Source organism: Arthrobacter sp. 2RAF22 (genome assembly GCF_052115325.1).
Taxonomy (GTDB): domain Bacteria; phylum Actinomycetota; class Actinomycetes; order Actinomycetales; family Micrococcaceae; genus Arthrobacter.
The window spans coordinates 1-17364 of the sequence record NZ_JBFRGL010000001.1; the positions used below are offsets into that span (position 1 = coordinate 1).

Below are 17364 nucleotides of genomic sequence, written 5' to 3' on the forward strand. Positions count from 1 at the left end.
CCCAACTGATATGTAGAAGCTGTTGTCAAGAGGCAGTGGTGAGCGGCTCCCGGTTTTGGTGTCGGGGGCCGCTTTCCGTTGGGGTGCTGTCCGGGTGTGGTGGGTGTGCTGGCGGGTCTTGTGTTCGACTGCAGTGTCAGACTGATATTCGCGGGTTGCTTACCGCATGACGATTGTTCGGCTGGGGCGTATCGCTGTCTAACATCGGGCGTCAACGGTATGGCCCGCTTGCTCATAGTTGGGTCTCGAGTTGGGCCCCGGAGTGCTGCCACGTCACGTCCGCCATGCACCCGGACGGCACGTTGATCAGGCCGCGTTCATGCGGTCTCCTTGCCCGTGGTCGCCGTGCTGCAGGGGTGCGGCCAGGGACCAGCACCAGCCGGCGAGTTCCCTGGCGATCGCGGTGTTTGCCGTGACGGATCGTTTCTTGCGGGCGTCGAAGACTTCCCATTTGTGGTGGAGCCGGTGGTTGCCTTCCAGGGCCCTGATGCGGGTGGCCGGGCCGACCAGCTCCAGCTGGCGCAGCAGCCGTTCCCCGGGCCGGGAGTAGGGGCGCTGGTGCTGCCAGGCTGCCTCGATGAGGAGTTTCCGGGCGTATTTGCTGCCGGCTTTCGTGATCGGTCCCTGGTGGCGGGACTGGCCCGAGGATTGCTCGCTGGGGACCAGCCCCAGGTAGGAGCCGATGGAGGACCCGGTGAAGCGGGTCCAGTCCCCGATCTCCACGGCGAGCCCGAACCCGGTCGTGGTCTGGATGCCGCGCAAACACATCAACGCGTCGATCACCGGGGCGTACTGGCATTCCCTGGCGGCCGCCACGACGCGCTGATCGATGCGCTTGAGCTGTGCTGCGAGGAGCTCGGCCTGTTCCACATCGGCGTCGTAGGTGAACTGCAACACCGGGGAGTCAAACCGCTGCCGGTGCAGCCAGGCCCCGTGTTCCTTCGTCCACTTGGTCTCCTTCGGGTACCGGATGCCGTGCCGGAGCAGGATCGCATTCACCTGCTGGCGGGCGTGGGCGAGGTTCTTCGCCGCGGTGGACCGCAGCCGGGACAGGTCCCGCAGGTCTTCCTGGTCCCGCGTCGGGACCCGCACCTGGGTGATCTGGCCCAGGGCGAGCATCTCGGCGAGCAGGCGGGCATCACGCTTGTCGGTTTTGACCTTGTCGCTCGGGGCGCGGAGCAACTTGGAGGACGCCGCGACCACGCAGTCGATGCCGGCCTCGCGCAGGTACCGGGCCAGGACGTATCCGGTGGGGCCGGATTCATACACCACCTTCACCGGCGGCTCGCAGCGGCGGATCCACTCCAGCACCACCGCCGGGTCGGAGTCCATTTTCGCGTGCACCAGTTCGCCGGTCTCCGGGTTCAGTGCGCAGCCCACAACGGAAACCGCGTGAACATCGAGCCCGATGAAAGTATGCTCAAACATAGCCGGGACCTCCCAAAACTCACATGTGGCACTACCATTGCAACGCTCCACGGGTCGACAATCCAAGAGCACCGTTATTGGCAACCCACGGACTCTGTGAAACAGAAGGCCCCGGCCTTCACCTCACCCGTCCCGGGGACCCTTGCCTGCCCGTCCGGACAAAGGCCAATTCCGCCGGGCCACAGGCCCCGCAGCGCCGCCCCCGGCACCAGGGATACCCCTCATGCCAGGCCGGCGCTGCGCGGCCGCCCGGCGACAATGGCCCGGTCCGGACGGGCAGGGAACGAACGCCCTCACTTCATATCGTCTAAGAGCCGCCCAGCTCAACTCCGGTGCCGCCCAACTCGACGCAGGTGCTTCCAGGCTCGCGGCGGGCACCGACCAGCTGAAAGGCTACCCGGGGGCCGGAGACGATCCCACCAAGGGAACCGGCTCCGCTGCGTTGGCCCAGGGGCTCCAGCAGCTCGCCGACGCCGCCAACGGTATCCAGGGCGTGGTGCCCCTGGCAACGCTGAAGGCCCAGATCAATGCGCTCAACGACGGCGCGCACCGCCTTGACGCCGGAGCCTCGCAATTGCAGGCCGGAGCTGGCCAGCTTTCGGCCGGAGCGGCGCAACTGCACGCCGGCACCGGACGGCTCGCCGACGGAACCGGGAAGCTGGCAGCAGGGACCGGCAAACTGACGGACGGTTTCGCCATCCTCGCCCAGAAGCTCAACAGCCAGGATCCGGCGTCCCCGGGCGTGGTTCTGGGAACCCAAATGCTCGCCGATGGAACCGCAAAGATCCGCGTGGGCATGGACGGCGTACCTGGCGACCCTGAGCATCCGGGCCTCCTCAAAGCCACCGCCAGCATGACGGACGGCACGTCCCGCTTGGCTGCAGGCACGGACTCGCTGATGACAGGGATCAAGGGCAGCCCTGCTGATCCTTCCTCCCCCGGTCTCCTTGACGGTTCCACTGCGTTGGCAGCGGGCGCCTCCAAGTTGTCCGATGGAAACGCCAAACTGGCAGCAGGCTCAGCCCAGTTGTCCACCGGTGCCGACAAACTCGCGGACGGAAATGCGCGGATCGCGGCGGGCACCGCCGAACTGCATCAAGGAGCTGCGGCGGTGTCGCCGTCGAGCATGGCTGAAAAGTCGGATACCGGCACGGCGCTCGGACTTGTGGGCGTCCTGGGAGCGGGTTCCATCGGAACGTTCGTGTTCCTGCGGAAGTTCCGGCTGGGGGCTTAGCTGCAGAGCTTCAGGCGAGCAGTCGGGTCAAGGAGTCTATTTCCCGGCCGGAAAAGTCGGAGGCGAGCTCACCAGTGCGATTCAACCAGATGCCCAGCAATCCGGCAGCAGTGGCGCCGTCGGCGTCGAGAAGGCGGTTGTCTCCCACAAAAAGGGTCTCGGCCGGGGGGGTGCCCAAGCGACGGACCCCTTCCAGGTAAATGGCGGGGTCCGGCTTGGGCACGCCTACGGTGTCCGTTCCGACAAGGACCGAGACCCGGGCAAGCCCCGCACTGTCGAGCTTGACCCGCTGGTAGTCGTGAACGTTGTTGCTCACGGCGCCGTAGGGGATGCCCGCGGCGTCGAGAGCGTCGAGGACGGGCAGGACGTCGCTGAACGCCCTGACATAACTGGGCTGCAGGCGCGAGTAGTCATTGAGCCACGTGTGGGAGTCCTCTCCCCCGAGCTCCACGCCGAAATGCCCAAGGGCCGCGCGGCCACGGAGGAGCCGCTGCTCGTTGAACGTCAATTCACCGGCTAGGTACCGGTCATAGAAATGCGTGGTTTCGTGCGTGAAGATCCGTCCGAACTTCTCCCACCCGGCCTGGTCCAGGCCGGGCAGGAGGTGTTCGCTCACGTCACGCAAGGCCGTGGTCATGGCGTACTCAAGGTCCACCAGGGTGTCGTCGATGTCGAACAGGACACCGCGGACCGTGCCGAATGACTCATGAAGTGCGTTGATCACGGAGTGCCTGAACTAGCCGCGGAACGCGCGCAGGCGGGTGAGCGAGGAATCCTTGCCCAGGATGACCATCGATTCGAACAGCGGCGGCGAGATGCGGCGGCCGGAGATCGCCGTGCGCACCGGGCCGAACGCGAGGCGCGGCTTGATCCCAAGATCTTCCACCAACGCTTGCTTGAGCGCTGCCTGGATGCTTTCCGCTGTCCAGTCGGCGAGGGGTTCCAGCGCAACCAACGCGGCGTCCAGCACCTCGCCCAGGTTCTCGGGAAGTCCCTTGCGGGCGTCGTCGGCGATGTCGATCGCGTCGTCCTTCTTGAACAGGAAGGCAAGCATCTCGGGAGCTTCGCCCAGCAGGGTGATCCGTTCCTGGACCAGCGGCGCGGACTCGGCAAGGATCTCTTCCTGGCGCGGAGTCAGGATCTCCCCCACGAAGCCTGCGGCACGCAGGTACGGCACGAGCCTCTGACGGAAGTCCTCGGGCGTGAGCATGCGCACGTGCGTACCGTTGATGGCCTCGGCCTTCTTGATATCGAAGCGCGCAGGGTTGCCCAGGACATCGTGGATATCGAAGTTGGCCACGAGCTGCTCCACGGTGAAGATGTCCTCATCGGCGCTCAGCGACCAGCCCAGGAGTGACAGGTAATTGAGCAATCCTTCACGGATGAACCCACGTTCACGGTGCAGGAACAGGCTGGATTCCGGATCGCGCTTGGAAAGCTTCTTGTTGCCTTGGCCCATGACATAGGGAAGGTGGCCGAACTCGGGCATGTACTCAGCCACGCCGATGGCGTAAAGCGCGCGGTAGAGGGCGATCTGCCGGGGAGTGGAGCTGAGCAGGTCCTCGCCGCGGAGGACGTGCGTGATGCCCATGAGTGCATCGTCCACGGGATTCACGAGCGTGTACAGCGGAGCTCCGTTGGCACGCACCACAGCGAAGTCAGGCACGGATCCCGCCTTGAACGTGATCTCCCCGCGCACAAGGTCGTTGAAGGTCAGGTCTTCGTCCGGCATGCGCAGGCGCAGCACGGCATTGCGGCCCTCGGCCTTGTACTGGGCGAGCTGTTCCTCGGTGACGTGCCGGTCAAAGCCGTCGTAGCCGAGCTTCGGATCCCGCCCTGCGGCGCGGTGCCGTGCTTCGATCTCCTCGGGAGTGGAGTACGACTCATAGATGTGACCGCCGGCCTTGAGCTTGGCGATGACGTCCTGGTACATGTCGCTGCGCTGCGACTGGCGGTACGGTTCGTGCGGCCCGCCAACCTCGACGCCCTCGTCCCAGTCGATGCCGAGCCACTTCAACGCATCAAGCAGTTGGTGGTAGCTCTCCTCGCTGTCGCGGGCCGAATCGGTGTCCTCGATCCGGAAAATCAGCTTGCCACCCGTGTGCCGCGCGTAGGCCCAGTTGAAGAGGGCCGTGCGGATCAACCCAACGTGCGGAGTTCCCGTAGGTGAGGGGCAGAACCGGACGCGGACCGGGGTTTCGGCGTTCACGGCGGGAATGGCGGCAGAGTTCGGCGCAGCAACAGTAGTCATAGTGGTTCCAACTTTACCCCGTGGCGGTGGGCGGAATGCCCAGTGCCAGCGGGTCCAGAGCGACCGGCTGGGCGGAACGCCGAGCCTCTTAGCGGCGGACTACCGGGTTGGACAAGCGGCCGATGCCTTCGATCTCGATCTCGTAGCGGTCGCCCTCCTGGACCAGCCCGACGCCGGCAGGAGTCCCGGTCATGATGACATCACCCGGAAGCAGGGTGAAAGCCTGCGAAACGATCGACACCAGCTCGCGCACGCTGCGGATCATCTGGTTCGTGCTGCCGTCCTGGCGGAGTTCGCCATTGAGCCAGCCCTTGATGGCCAGGTCTTCGGGATCGAGTTCCGTCTCGATCCACGGGCCGAGCGGCGCGGAGGTGTCAAAGCCCTTGGCACGCGCCCACTGCAGGTCCGTCTTCTGGACGTCGCGGGCCGTGAGGTCGTTGCCGCAGGTGTAACCGAAAATGACGTCGTCCACGCGGTCCTCGGGCACGTCCTTGCAAATGCGGCCAATGACGACGCAGAGTTCCGCTTCGAAGGAGACTTCCTCCGAGAACTCAGGCAACACGATCGGATCGTTGGGGCCAACGACGGCGGTATTCGGTTTCAGGAACAGCAAGGGGTGCTGCGGAACTTCATTACCGAGTTCCCGGGCATGCTCGGCGAAGTTCCGTCCGACGCCGATGACCTTGCTGCGGGGAATAATCGGGGCCAGAAGGCGAACGTCCTCCAGCTTGTGGCGGACCGAGGTCCGCTCGACGCCGTTGAAGAAGGGGTCGCCGTGGATGACAGTGATCATTTCACTGCCTGGCTCACCTTCAACGACGCCGTAGACGGGATCAGAATCAACAACAAACCGGGCGATACGCATGGGTTCTAGCGTACCGTCCGCCGGCGGCCGCTATGCGCGCACTGAAGAGGTGCCTGCTAGCCGCGCAGATAGTCCAATTGCGCCGCCACCGAAGTTTCAGCTGCCCAGCGCACGGAAGGATCGACGTCGGGATACACCGCATCGGTGACAGCTTGGACTTCGGCTTGGGCGCCGAGGCGCGCGAGTGCTTCACGGATTTGGTCCAGGCGCATCTCCCTGTGGGCCCGGTACTCGCGGCACACGGCGTCGACGGCTGGCAGGACGGGGCCGTGTGCGGGCAACAGCGTCGCCGGACCGAGGCTTTCGAGCTTGTCGAGGCTGGAGAGGTAATCCCCCAGCCGTCCGTCAGGATAGTCCAGGACGGTGGTGCCCCGCCCCAGGATGGTATCGCCCGTCAGCACCGAGCCGTCCGGTCCGTCGCCCGGAAGGTGGAAGCAGACTGAGTCCGAGGTATGGCCCGGCGTGGCAAGAACCCGGATCTCAACGCCTCCGGCCTCGATGACCTCGCCACCGCGCAACGGCTCGCCGCCGTGGCAGTAGGCGGGATCCGCCGCACGGACGGGCGCGCCGGTGAGTTCGTGGAGCACCGCAGAGGCCTCCGTGTGGTCCTTGTGGCGATGGGTGATGAGAACGAGCTCCACAGGCCCCGCGGCGGCCAGGGCCGCGAGGTGCGATTCGTCGAGCGGCCCGGGATCCACGACGACCACTCCAGCAGCGTCCGGCGCGGCAATGACGTACGAGTTGGTGCCGTCAAGGCTCATCGGACCCGGATTAGGCGCGAGCCGCGAGCGGGTGAGGTGGCTGCTGTTCTGGAAAGTGGCGTCATTGACCGGATTCACTTCTCCATCTTGGCACACGCCAAGTGGCGGGACCTTGGACGGGAAGCCCGGTTCCGCGAGCCAGGAACCAAGAGGCAGGCACGGCACACGACGTAACATGGTGCCAAGGAACTGGGACGGATACATGTGGACAGTTGCGGAGGAGGAGCCGAATTGTTGCGGAATCACACCCGACGAAGAGAACTTCTCCGGACGACGACGGCGATCGCCACCGCCTGCCTTTCCGTCCTCGCACTCCTCAGCGCCTGTTCCTCCGACACCGGACCGCGGTCCGCCGCGGCCCAGCCCACCGTGGTGATCATCGGAGACTCCCTCAGCACGGGTCACGGCACCTCGCCTGACGAGGCCTGGCCAAAGCTGGTGGAGAACGATCCCGGCTTTCAACAGCTCCAAGCGACCATCGTCAATGCTGCACGGGATGGCAGCGGCTACGTCAGTGTCGGCGAGGACGGATCGACCTTCGGTTCCCAAGTGGACACAGCGGTAACCGACGAGACCCGCCTGGTGCTGTTCTTTGGTTCCGAAAACGATATGGGAACGGCCGCAGGAGAAACCGAGGCTGCGGCCACGCGGGCGTTCGCCTCAGTCAAGTCCCGCGCTCCCCAAGCCGACATCGTCGTGGTCGGGCCGCCGTCGTACACGAGCACGCCCGAAGCCGAAAGGCTCGACATCCGCGACCAGGACAAGGCCGCTGCCCTGAAAGCCGGCGCGCACTTCGTTGATCCGATCGACCTCGGCTGGATCATGGACGATGCCGCGGAGCTCATTGGTCCCGACGGCGATCACCCATCCGCTGCGGGCCAGCAATATCTGCGGGCCAAGATGGAAGCGCTCATCGGACCGCGGATCCAGCAAGCCAGCACCGGTAACAACCAGCTCACTGGTTAACGGCGACGGCGACCCTGCCACCAGGGTGGGAGGCCGCCGTCGGGCATTTTCCAAGACAGGGCCCACGCCGGCGAGGGACCCAAGCCACGCTTGCGAGGCTTGGGAGCCGGTGGGGACTTAAGCCAGTCGGGTGAGCCAGCCGTGCGTGTCCTCGACCGTTCCGGTCTGGATGCCGAGCAACTGCTCGCGGATGGCCATGGTGGTTTCGCCTGCCTTGGCGTCCTCGGAACCGATGAACTCGGTCTTGTCCTTGAGGACGCCGATGGGGGTGATGACGGCGGCGGTTCCGCAAGCAAAGACCTCGGCGATTTCGCCGGAGGCCACGCCGTCGCGCCACTCGGCGAGGGTGATCTTCCGTTCGGAAACCTCGCGGCCCATGTCCTTCGCCACCTGGATGACGGAAGAACGGGTCACGCCTTCGAGGATGGTTCCGGTGAGTGCCGGAGTGACGAGTGAGCCGTCCTTCATGACGAAGAAGACGTTCATGCCCCCGAGTTCCTCGACGGCATCGTCGTTGAAGTGGTCCAGGAAGAGGACCTGCTTGCAGCCGTTCTCTTCGGCTTCCATCTGGGCAATCAGGGACGCGGCGTAGTTTCCACCGCACTTGGCTGCACCGGTGCCGCCGCGGCCGGCGCGCGCGTATTCACGGGAGATCCAGATGGATACCGGCTTGAGTTCGCCGCCGAAGTAGTTGCCGGCCGGAGAAGCGATGACCCGGAAGGAGACCTCGCGGGCTGCGCGGACACCCAGGAAGGCTTCCGTCGCGATCATGAACGGACGCAAGTACAGGGCTTCGCCGTCGCCGGACGGAACCCATTCCTTGTCCGCCTGCACGAGTTCGCGGATGGCGCCGAGGAAGTACTCCTCGGGCAGTTCCGGGAGGGCCAAGCGGCGTGCCGACTTGTTCAGGCGGGCGGCGTTGGCCTCGGGACGGAACGTCCAAACGGAGCCGTCAGCGTGGCGGTATGCCTTGAGGCCTTCGAAGATCTCCTGGCCGTAGTGCAGCACTGCCGCCGAAGGGTCCAGGGAAATCGGTCCGTAGGCCTCGACGCGGGCACTGTGCCAGCCGCCGTTGCCCTCGGTGTCGACGCTGTAGTCGACAATGACGGTGTTGTCGGTGAAGTAGTCGCCAAATCCCGGGTTTGCCAGGATAGCTGCACGCTCCTCAGCAGACTTCGGGGTCTCCGAGAGCTGCTGGCTGAATTCGACGCCGTGGGCAGTCTGAGTCATGTTTCCTCCAGTCGGCTACCAGGCAGAGCAAACCATCTCTTGGAGGATATGGTTCAGCGACGGACCACGGCAGCAGTAAATAATTCAAGTAAAGCTTACGCCCGGGTACAGACCCTCAGTGCCAGTACGGGCCCTAGAGCGCGGCAGCGATGGCATCGCCGACGGCAGCGGTGCTGCGGCTGTCGCCGTTGCGGCTTTCGATGTCGGCGACGACGGCGGCTTCGATCCTGCGGGCGGCTCCCGTATAGCCGAGGTGGTCCAGCAACAAGGCCGCGGACAGGATGGCGGCGGTTGGATCTGCCTTCTGCTGTCCGGCGATATCCGGGGCGGAGCCGTGGACGGGTTCGAACATGGAGGGCGCGGTGCGGTCCATGTTGATGTTGCCCGAGGCCGCGAGACCGATCCCGCCGGTGATGGCGGCGGCGAGGTCAGTGATGATGTCTCCGAAGAGGTTGTCGGTGACGATCACGTCGAAGCGGGAGGGGTCGGTCACCATGAAGATGGTGGCGGCGTCGATGTGCAGGTAGTCGTGGGTGACCTCGGGGAATTCCTTGGCCACGGCCTCCACGGTGCGCTTCCACAAGTGGCCTGCGAAGACCAGGACGTTGTGCTTGTGGACGAGGGTGACGTGCTTTCGGGGACGCTCGCTGGCGCGGCGGAAGGCGTCACGGACAACGCGCTCGACGCCGTGGGCCGTGTTGAGCGATACCTCGGTGGCAACCTCGTGGGGGGTGCCCCCGCGGAGCGTACCGCCGTTGCCGACGTACGGACCTTCGGTGCCTTCGCGGACCACGATGAAATCGATGTCGCCGGGATTGGCCAGCGGGCTGCCCACCGTCCCGTAGAGCCGCGAAGGGCGCAGGTTCACGAAGTGGTCAAGGCTGAAGCGGAGCTTGAGCAGCATTTCGCGTTCGATGATGCCTGAAGGAATGCGGGTGTCCCCCGGTGCCGCACCGACGGCGCCGAACAAGATCGCATCGCGGGTACGCAGATCGGCCAGGACCTCGTCCGGGAGGGTCTCGCCGGTTTCAAGCCAGTGCTGGGCTCCGAGCTTGTATTCGGTCTGCTCGAGGGTGACGCCTTCTTCGGCGACAACCTTTTCCAGGACTTTGAGGGCTTCGGCAATGACTTCGGGGCCAATGCCGTCGCCGGGAATGACAGCCAGGTTGATCGTTGCGGCGGGTTGCGTTGCACTCATGTTTTCAGACTGCCAACGCATCCACATGTTGGTCAAAATCGTCTCACCATTTGAGCGCTCGAAGTCCATGCGGAGCGCGCCTCGGGAGAAGCTACTGGCCTGGAACAGGTGAAGCTACCACCGCGACATTCTTGCCCCAGAGGTCCTGCGTGTAGCAGCTGATCAGGACCAGGCGGTTGGGCACCGCTGTCCAGACGGGACTGTCTTTCAAAGTCGATTTTGTGTAGGTGGTGACGGAGTCGACTTTGTATGTCATCGCTCCCGTTGCCGTGACGACTTTGAGCTCGTCCCCCGGTGCTGCTGCATAGCTGAGGTGGTTGAACGGCGCGTCGAGCCCCTCCCAACTGTGCCCGATGACGTAAGTGGTATTCGTCGATCCCGCTCCGGGGGTACCGAAGGGACTGAGCCAATATCCGTCCATCGTTTCCGGCGGCTCGATGCTCTGCCCGCCAGCAGGGTCCGGTCGCAGCGGATGAACCAGCACATCCAGGCCAACCGCCGGATAGGTAATCTGCACCGGGGCCGACGCCGCGGGCAGGTGCGTTCCCGCCGCAGTGGCAGGAGCGCCCACCGCCGCGCGGTTCGGCTCGGCTTTGCCCGCGGGAGCCGCCGTCGAAAGCGCCCGATTCCCTGAGTCGAAAGCGGCCGGGTTCTGGCCGGATACGCCATAGACCAGCCAGACACCAAGCAGCCCTCCGGCGCAGATCGCCAACACGAGAAGATCCCTGGAACAGATCAGCAGGCCACGGACGCGAAGTGCGTGAGGCTGCCGCGTGAAGCGGTGACGGGCCATGACCACTCCTGGAGATAGTGAAGCAGGTGGCGGGGTGCCGCCCATCGTAGTGCGGCACCCGGCCGGTTTTGCCTAGTGCCTGGCCTTGCGGGCCCGCACCCCGCTCCTCGCGACTACGAACACGGCCACGGCACTGAAGAGACCAGTCAGGCCGGCAAGCCACGCGGGGATACCTGTGTTTGCCTTGCCGCCAACGGCCGTCTGGACGTTGTAGCCCACGTTGGTGATGGGGGCGTCCGGAGTGGCTGCGGCACCGGCCGCAGATGGAATGACGGCTGTGGGCACAGTTGCCGACGGAGTGACGGCTGCGGGCACGGTCGCCGCAGGGGCAGCGACCGGAGGAACCGCGGGGGTGACGACCGGCTGGGTGGAGACGGGTTCCACGTGCTCCACGGGCGGGGTGGTCACCGGCGGGCTCGTCACCGGATCCGCAGGCGGGGTCGTCACCGGATCCGCAGGCGGGGTCGTCACCGGATCCGCAGGCGGGGTCGTCACCGGATCCGTCGGCGGGCTCGTCACCGGGTCCGTCGGGGTAATCACCGGCAGGCCGGCCACCTTACAACCGGCGTTGAGGATGGCGATGTTTTCCGGGGTGAGGTTTTGTCCGTTGGGCATGTAGTCGCCTGCGTTTGCAGGAACGATGTCGTTGGTGTCGGCGATATGCCCGGACAGCGCCGACAAGTTGATGGTCACCGCTACGTAGGGGTTCGACGCCGAATGCGTGGCGTGGCAAATGGTGATCTTGTCTGAGGGAGCAGCATTCGCCGACACCGTGGCACCCAGCAATCCCAGGCCCACGACCCCCAGGGTCGCAATGGTTCGTTTCATTTCGGTCCCTCCACATCAGGTCCGAGCTGACCAGACTTTGCGGAGTAACCGTCTTCGAGACCCAGGAAGGACAAGTACGGGAGACCTCAACAAGCGAGATGAATCTTGACAGTTACTCCCCAGAAAGTGTCATCAGTTCGCTTGCTCTTCAGGCTAGGTTTCGGTCTCCTGATTAACGCGAGTGGTGGGTACGCGTTTACCGGCAGGAAACAGCGTCCCTTGTCCCGGCTGCTACCTGCGCCGAGTGGATCCCCACTCGCCAGCGCGAAGAGATCACTTGGAAGTCCAGCGAGCCGCCGGATCCGCCTCGGGACGCTTACCAATCATGGGACGGGAAAGGGAACACCCCCTCACCCGGTGGGATGAGGGGGTGTCACGCGCAGCAAGAGTGAGCGGGCGTCCGCCCAAAAGGCGACTTAAGTGAGCGGGCGTCCGCCCAAAAGGCGACTTAAGTGAGCGGGCGTCCGCCCAAAAGGCGACTTAAGTGAGCGGGCGTCTAGGACTCGGCGGGCTCCTCGTAACGCGGGAAGACCGGGACCGGGGCCGGGAGCTCCGTGCCGGGGACGATCGGCGTGGCGACGGCCGCGAACTGGCGGGGCTCGCCGTCGGGCTGTCCCAGGACCTCAAGCAGCTTGGCGGCCGACGTCGGCATGACCGGCTGGGCGAGGATCGCCACGATGCGGACAACCTCCAGCGTGACGTACAGGACCGTGTTCATGCGCTCGACGTCGGTCTTGCGCAGCACCCACGGGGCCTGCTCGGCAAAATACGCGTTGGTGTCGCCCAGCACGGCCCAGATTGCCTCGAGGGCACGGCTGAATTCCTGCTTCTCGAAAGCCGCGCGGGCCACGTCCAAAAGTCCGGCGGCCTGGGCAAGCAGCGCGGAGTCCTCTGCCGAGAAGTCTCCCGGAACCGGAACCCTGCCTTCGCAGTTCTTGGCCACCATGGACAGCGAACGCTGCGCCAGGTTGCCGAAGTTGTTCGCGAGATCGGCGTTCATGCGGCCCACGATCGCCTCGTGGTTGTAACTGCCGTCGGCGCCGAACGGAACTTCGCGGAGGAAGAAGAATCGCACCTGGTCCAGGCCGTACTGCTCCACGAAGTCCTTGGGGGCCACAACGTTGCCGAGGGACTTGGACATCTTGACGCCATTGTTGGTCAGGAAGCCATGGATCATGACGCGCTTGGGCAGTTCCAGGCCCGCGCTCATCAGGAAGGCGGGCCAGAAGATCGCGTGGAACCGGGAGATGTCCTTGCCGATGATGTGGACGTCGGCGGGCCAGAACTTACGGAACGCCTCAGAATCGGCATCAGGGTAACCGACTCCCGTCAGGTAATTGGTCAGGGCATCAACCCACACGTACATGACGTGTTTGTCGTTGCCCGGCACCGGGACACCCCAGTCGAAAGTCGTCCGGCTGATGGACAAGTCCTGAAGGCCCTGCTTGACGAAGCTGATGACCTCGTTGAAGCGGTACTGGGGGGCGCCGAACTCCGGCTGCTCCTCGTACAAGGCCAGCAACTTGTCCTGGTAGGCGGACAAGCGGAAGAAGTAGCTCTCCTCCGCGGTCCACGTTACTTCGGTATCCGTACCGCGCGAGTAGCGGACGCCGTCGTCCTTCAGTACTGTCTCGTCTTCGGTGTAGTAAGCCTCGTCGCGGACCGAGTACCAGCCCTCGTATTTGGACAGGTAAATGTCCCCCTTGGCTTCCATCTTCTTCCAGATGGCCTGGGAGGCGGCATAGTGGTCGGCATCCGTAGTGCGGATGAACCGGTCGTAGGAGATGCCCAAGGCGGCGTGGGCGGCCTTGTAGATTTGGGCATTCCGGTCCACGAGTTCCTTGGGCGTGATGCCTTCCTTCTCCGCAGCCTGGGCAATCTTCATGCCGTGCTCGTCCGTGCCGGTCAGGAACATCACGTCATAGCCATCGAGGCGCTTGAACCGGGCCATCGCGTCGGTGGCGATGTACTCGTAGGCATGCCCGATATGCGGCTCGCCGTTCGGGTAGGTAATGGCGGTGGTGATGTAGAACGGGGGTTTATCTGGAGACGTCACTCTACGAAGTTACCTTCTCTTGGAGATGGAAAGACCGGACCGGCCGCATGTGACGGCCGGTCCGGAAGCAGCGGGCTACTAGTTCAACTCAGTCAGCGTATCGCTGAGCCTGACAAGCTCGTGGTCGTGGGAGGCCACCAGCACGGCGATACCGTCGCTCGTGGTGTCCTTCAGGATGCTGATGATGCGGTTTGCCGAAGTACGGTCCAGGCTGGCCGTTGGCTCGTCTACCACCAGGACCCTGGTGCCCAGGATCAGGGCGCGGGCGATCGCGACACGCTGGCGCTCACCGCCGGACAGCTGCGCCGGACGGTGGCGCATGCGCCGGCCCAGCCCCACCAGGTCCAGCAAGTCCTTGGCCATTTCGGTGCGCTGCTCCACTTCGCCGTCGGGGACGGCCGGCAACAGCACATTCTCCAAAGCGCTCATGCCGTCGATCAGGGCGCCGCCCTGGTCCACGTACCCGATGAGGGCGCGGCGGCGGTCGGCGATTTCGTCGTCGCCCATCTTCTCGAGGGAATCGCCCTCCCAGAGGACGCGGCCCGACGTCGGAAGCGTGAGTCCCGCTCCCACCGTCAGGATGCTGGTCTTGCCTGAGCCGCTTCGCCCGGCGACGCAGTGCATCTCACCGGCGTGCAGGGTGAGGTTGAAGTCCTCGACGACCGTGACCGGCTCCGCCCCACCCTTGTCACCGCCGTAGCGGATGGTGATGTTGCTCAACTGCAAGGGCATGCCGTGGTCCGCAGCCCGCACGATGGTGTTGGCGCGGGTCTGGAACGACTCGTCGGTGGATTCCGTGGTCGCGGTCAGATCGGGTTCGAGGTTGTCAGTCATTTGACCACTTTCGTTGCAATGGGAATCCAGCAAATTACGGCCACCACTCCGGCCAAAGCGGCCCAAAGTGCGGCATAAGGAGCGAGCAACAGGCCCAGGCCCAGCGCCCCCACGACGCCGAGGATCAGCGCCACTGCTCCGACCAAGGCATTTTCGAAGAAACGGACCTGTCCCAGCATGTCCGGGTTCCAGCCCATGGCCCGGAGCGTGCCGAGCTGTTCGCGCCTGGCCTGGAGTTCGAAGCGACCGGTGACCAAGGTCAGTACGAGGCCAACGAGCACCCCGCTCACCGCCAGGATGACGCTCGGCAAGGCGATGGTGGCGGAGGCGAGCCCGCTGAGGGCACTGGCTCCAGCTGCGCGCGGGATGTCAATGAGCAACGCGATCAGCGCGCCCACGGCAGCTCCGAACACGCCCACGGCAACGGCCAGGGCCACTGAGCTGAAACGGTGGGTAACCAGTTGGCGGTACGCGAACGTGAGCGGTGAATCCACCGGGATCAGGCGTTCGTCGTGTTGGGGTTCCTGGTCAACGATGTCGCGGTGCCGCAATTGCTGGGCCGCGATGTAGGCGGCGGCACAGTAAATGAGCAACACGGACGCCGAAACAATGACCGTGGCCAGGTTCCAGCTCAGAAGGCTTAGCGCAATGCCTGCCACGGCAACGATCCCCGCACCTATACCGAACTCTTCGAGGACCCAACTTCGGATCTTCCTTTGGGTCCAGCCCATGGCGCGGAGGATCCCTGCCTCGCTGCGTCGCTGGCGGATATAGCTCACGGTTGAAGCGCCGGTCAGGAGGGTGGCCCCGCACAGCGTCAGGAAGAGGAGGGTGATGTTGGTGCCGGTCAGGGAGCCGGAAACGGCATCGGCGGCATCCTGCCGGACCCACGACTGCTGGACGGTACCCAGCGCGGATTCCTTGCCGGCGTCGTCCTTGGAGTATCCCGGGACGAAGATGTTGGCGTCTTCGCGCGCGGAGCCGGCCACCACTGTGGCTTGTAGACCCATGTCGCGGATCTGGGCCGCGAGCTTGTCGACCTCCGGTTGGGCCTGCTTCCAGTTGCCTGGCGCGCTGGCGCGGACCCTGACGGCGTCGATCACGTTGGCGTTGGAATCGTAACCACGCGCTGCGGCAAGGCCGTAGTAGTCGGTGATGGCACCGGCAGACTGGCTGACCAGGCCGGTGGCGCTCAGCGAAGGCTTGAGGCCCTTGGCTGCGGTGTCATTTCCCGAAGCGTCCTTCTGGAGCGTCATCGGGGCCGGGTCGTAGCCACCCAAGGGCAGCTTGTTGACGTCGCCCGCCGCTTTCTGGATCTGGGCCGGATCAAACGTCCCGTAGACCATCGGCAGCGGCGTAGCGGGCTTCGATCCCGTGGCAAGGTTCTCCCGGTACGAGCGCTCATCGACCGGCTTGCGCTGGCTCTGGTCGACCATCGCCCCGAAAGCCGACTTCTCGGGCAGCTTGTTGACGGTCACCCAGTCTCCCGGCGTGGCGGACTTGCCGACGGCGCCGTTCGCGGAAGTCTCGCCGTCCTTGTACTTGGGTGCCGCGGCGAAGTCGGTGCTCCACTGGGCCGGCTGGTACAGGCCTTGGCCGAAGTTGCCCATATTACCGAGCAGCTGGCTGTGGTCCGTGGATCCTGGCCATGACAGGGCGAACGGCGACTTTGACACGAAGGGCAGGTAGTCCTTGTCCAAAGAGCGCGAGACAGTGCCGACGTCGTTGACGACCTTGCCCGAATCATCGATTTCCTGGATTTGGACCGAGTACTTCAGATCCAGCGAGGTTCCCTGCCGGACGATCAAAGGAATGGCCTGTGAGGCATCCGTGATCTGGCCGGAGAGCTTCGCCTGCTGGTACTGGGTCATGAGGGGTGCCCAGTATTTGAGCTTGACGCCCATGAAATCCGGGCCTTGTTCGAGTTCCTGCTGCGTAGGGCTCTTGGCGAAGAGCTGTTCGAAGTAGCGGCCGATTGCGCCTGCGTTGCGGGTGTCGGCCGGCGGCGCCTTTTGCAGCGGTGCAAGGAAGTCTCCGGCGGAGCCCAAGAGCGCGCGCTCGGCGGTCGGATCGACGGCGACGACCGACTCGGTGACCTGCGGAGCCATGGGCAGCGCTACGGAAAGGTTGAAGAGGTTGTGTTCCGAGCCGCCGGCAGGAGCGGGGAACTTGATGCCGGTCTCCCCCGCGGGTCCGGCGATGCGGATGCTCTTGCCTCCGGCAGTCTGCTGCTCAACAACCTGCCCCTTGCCGAGGGTGCCTTCGGCGCTGGTCTGGAAGAGGGTTTGCTGGGACACTCCGTCGGAGCTCACGGCGGTGGCGGTCAGGCGGTACTTCTTGGGCTTCGCGGGAAGCACGGATTCCGGTGCGGGCCAGCTCTTGGAGTCCGTTCCGGTCGGATCTCCCGCGGTGGCTCCACCAGCCAGTCCCGCGTTGTAGCCAAGGTAATCCATTGCGTCGAGACGCGGGGTTTCCAGGTTCTGCGTTACCCGGGAAACGAGGCTGATGGGCGCCGCGACCGACGCGCCGCTCAGCCCACGGATCTTCTCGAGTTGCGGGAAGCTGATGCCGCCCTGGCCGTTCGCGATGTCCGGCTGGAGGAGCGCCCCGCCGTCCTTGGTATTCGCGGACTTGGCCTGGACCAGGATGTCGTACAGGCCGCGTGAGTTCTCATCCACTGTCCGGTTCAGCGCGGCCTGCGACTGGCTCTGGATGAATACGGACAAACACATGGCGACGATCAAAATGGCCGCGGTCAACAGAAGCACACGGCTTCTGATGAACCTCTGGACGGCGTTCATAGGGCTCCCTGAGTCCTGGATTGCGGGTGCGCACACTGCTGTCCCTGGAACCATGCCGAGGCAATAGGAATCCACCGGGTGTGTGCAAAAGTTATTGGCCGGCCTGCCGCCGGTTCCGA

At 64.8% G+C, this 17364-nt stretch carries 14 protein-coding genes; 2 read left to right on the plus strand and 12 right to left on the minus strand.

The annotated features are described in order from the left end of the window. Nucleotides 1-306: 306 nt before the first annotated feature. A complete protein-coding gene (locus tag AB4068_RS00005; RefSeq protein ID WP_441432394.1) occupies nucleotides 307-1428 on the minus strand; it encodes an IS110 family transposase in 1122 nt (373 codons plus the stop codon). Nucleotides 1429-1651: 223 nt separating this feature from the next. Here AB4068_RS00005 and AB4068_RS00010 point away from each other — a divergent pair, with 223 nt between their 5' ends. Next, complete coding sequence (locus AB4068_RS00010) at nucleotides 1652-2662, plus strand: hypothetical protein (RefSeq protein ID WP_441432395.1); 1011 nt, start codon at nucleotides 1652-1654, stop codon at nucleotides 2660-2662. Nucleotides 2663-2672: 10 nt separating this feature from the next. Here AB4068_RS00010 and AB4068_RS00015 read toward each other — a convergent pair whose 3' ends face one another. From AB4068_RS00015 to AB4068_RS00030, 4 genes are all read right to left on the minus strand, one after another. Next, entirely contained in the window at nucleotides 2673-3386 is a 714-nt protein-coding gene (locus tag AB4068_RS00015; RefSeq protein ID WP_441432396.1) for an HAD family hydrolase, read from the minus strand. A gap of 12 nt (nucleotides 3387-3398) precedes the next feature. Further along, complete coding sequence (gene gltX / locus AB4068_RS00020; protein ID WP_441432397.1) at nucleotides 3399-4913, minus strand: glutamate--tRNA ligase; 1515 nt, start codon at nucleotides 4911-4913, stop codon at nucleotides 3399-3401. An 88-nt stretch (nucleotides 4914-5001) separates the two neighbouring features. Then, complete coding sequence (locus tag AB4068_RS00025; RefSeq protein WP_059387649.1) at nucleotides 5002-5778, minus strand: fumarylacetoacetate hydrolase family protein; 777 nt, start codon at nucleotides 5776-5778, stop codon at nucleotides 5002-5004. 56 nt (nucleotides 5779-5834) lie between these two features. Next, nucleotides 5835-6617: an MBL fold metallo-hydrolase gene (locus tag AB4068_RS00030; protein ID WP_441432398.1), complete on the minus strand. Its 783-nt coding sequence runs from the start codon at nucleotides 6615-6617 to the stop codon at nucleotides 5835-5837. 153 nt (nucleotides 6618-6770) lie between these two features. On the opposite strand from AB4068_RS00030, the gene AB4068_RS00035 reads away from it, so the two are divergent. After that, the gene (locus tag AB4068_RS00035; protein ID WP_441432399.1) at nucleotides 6771-7505 is read left to right on the plus strand and encodes an SGNH/GDSL hydrolase family protein; all 735 of its coding nucleotides are present in this window, start codon (nucleotides 6771-6773) and stop codon (nucleotides 7503-7505) included. Nucleotides 7506-7622: 117 nt separating this feature from the next. On the opposite strand, the gene AB4068_RS00040 is transcribed toward AB4068_RS00035, so the two are convergent. From AB4068_RS00040 to AB4068_RS00070, 7 genes are all read right to left on the minus strand, one after another. Beyond that, entirely contained in the window at nucleotides 7623-8735 is a 1113-nt protein-coding gene (locus AB4068_RS00040; RefSeq protein WP_441432400.1) for a branched-chain amino acid aminotransferase, read from the minus strand. Nucleotides 8736-8868: 133 nt separating this feature from the next. Further along, nucleotides 8869-9933 carry a 3-isopropylmalate dehydrogenase gene (locus tag AB4068_RS00045; RefSeq protein WP_370872219.1) on the minus strand — a complete coding sequence of 355 codons (1065 nt, stop codon included), beginning with the start codon at nucleotides 9931-9933 and terminating at the stop codon, nucleotides 8869-8871. A 91-nt stretch (nucleotides 9934-10024) separates the two neighbouring features. Then, nucleotides 10025-10726: a class F sortase gene (locus tag AB4068_RS00050; protein ID WP_441432401.1), complete on the minus strand. Its 702-nt coding sequence runs from the start codon at nucleotides 10724-10726 to the stop codon at nucleotides 10025-10027. A gap of 72 nt (nucleotides 10727-10798) precedes the next feature. Continuing rightward, a complete protein-coding gene (locus AB4068_RS00055; protein WP_441432402.1) occupies nucleotides 10799-11554 on the minus strand; it encodes a hypothetical protein in 756 nt (251 codons plus the stop codon). A gap of 496 nt (nucleotides 11555-12050) precedes the next feature. After that, nucleotides 12051-13610: a methionine--tRNA ligase gene (metG, locus tag AB4068_RS00060; protein ID WP_441432403.1), complete on the minus strand. Its 1560-nt coding sequence runs from the start codon at nucleotides 13608-13610 to the stop codon at nucleotides 12051-12053. Between the two features lie 78 nt (nucleotides 13611-13688). After that, a complete protein-coding gene (locus AB4068_RS00065) occupies nucleotides 13689-14444 on the minus strand; it encodes an ABC transporter ATP-binding protein (RefSeq protein ID WP_078108578.1) in 756 nt (251 codons plus the stop codon). After that, nucleotides 14441-17245 carry an FtsX-like permease family protein gene (locus tag AB4068_RS00070; protein ID WP_441432404.1) on the minus strand — a complete coding sequence of 935 codons (2805 nt, stop codon included), beginning with the start codon at nucleotides 17243-17245 and terminating at the stop codon, nucleotides 14441-14443. The genes AB4068_RS00065 and AB4068_RS00070 overlap by 4 nt, the downstream gene beginning before the upstream one ends. Nucleotides 17246-17364: the final 119 nt, after the last annotated feature.

Bases quoted from the DNA above. Each gene is read 5' to 3' on its own strand.
- AB4068_RS00005 (WP_441432394.1), bottom strand. From the start codon at position 1,428: ATGTTTGAGCATACTTTCATCGGGCTCGATGTTCACGCGGTTTCCGTT.
- AB4068_RS00010 (WP_441432395.1), top strand. From the start codon at position 1,652: ATGCCAGGCCGGCGCTGCGCGGCCGCCCGGCGACAATGGCCCGGTCCG.
- gltX (WP_441432397.1), bottom strand. From the start codon at position 4,913: ATGACTACTGTTGCTGCGCCGAACTCTGCCGCCATTCCCGCCGTGAAC.
- AB4068_RS00025 (WP_059387649.1), bottom strand. From the start codon at position 5,778: ATGCGTATCGCCCGGTTTGTTGTTGATTCTGATCCCGTCTACGGCGTC.
- AB4068_RS00040 (WP_441432400.1), bottom strand. From the start codon at position 8,735: ATGACTCAGACTGCCCACGGCGTCGAATTCAGCCAGCAGCTCTCGGAG.
- AB4068_RS00045 (WP_370872219.1), bottom strand. From the start codon at position 9,933: ATGAGTGCAACGCAACCCGCCGCAACGATCAACCTGGCTGTCATTCCC.
- AB4068_RS00050 (WP_441432401.1), bottom strand. From the start codon at position 10,726: ATGGCCCGTCACCGCTTCACGCGGCAGCCTCACGCACTTCGCGTCCGT.
- AB4068_RS00055 (WP_441432402.1), bottom strand. From the start codon at position 11,554: ATGAAACGAACCATTGCGACCCTGGGGGTCGTGGGCCTGGGATTGCTG.
- AB4068_RS00065 (WP_078108578.1), bottom strand. From the start codon at position 14,444: ATGACTGACAACCTCGAACCCGATCTGACCGCGACCACGGAATCCACC.
- AB4068_RS00070 (WP_441432404.1), bottom strand. From the start codon at position 17,245: ATGAACGCCGTCCAGAGGTTCATCAGAAGCCGTGTGCTTCTGTTGACC.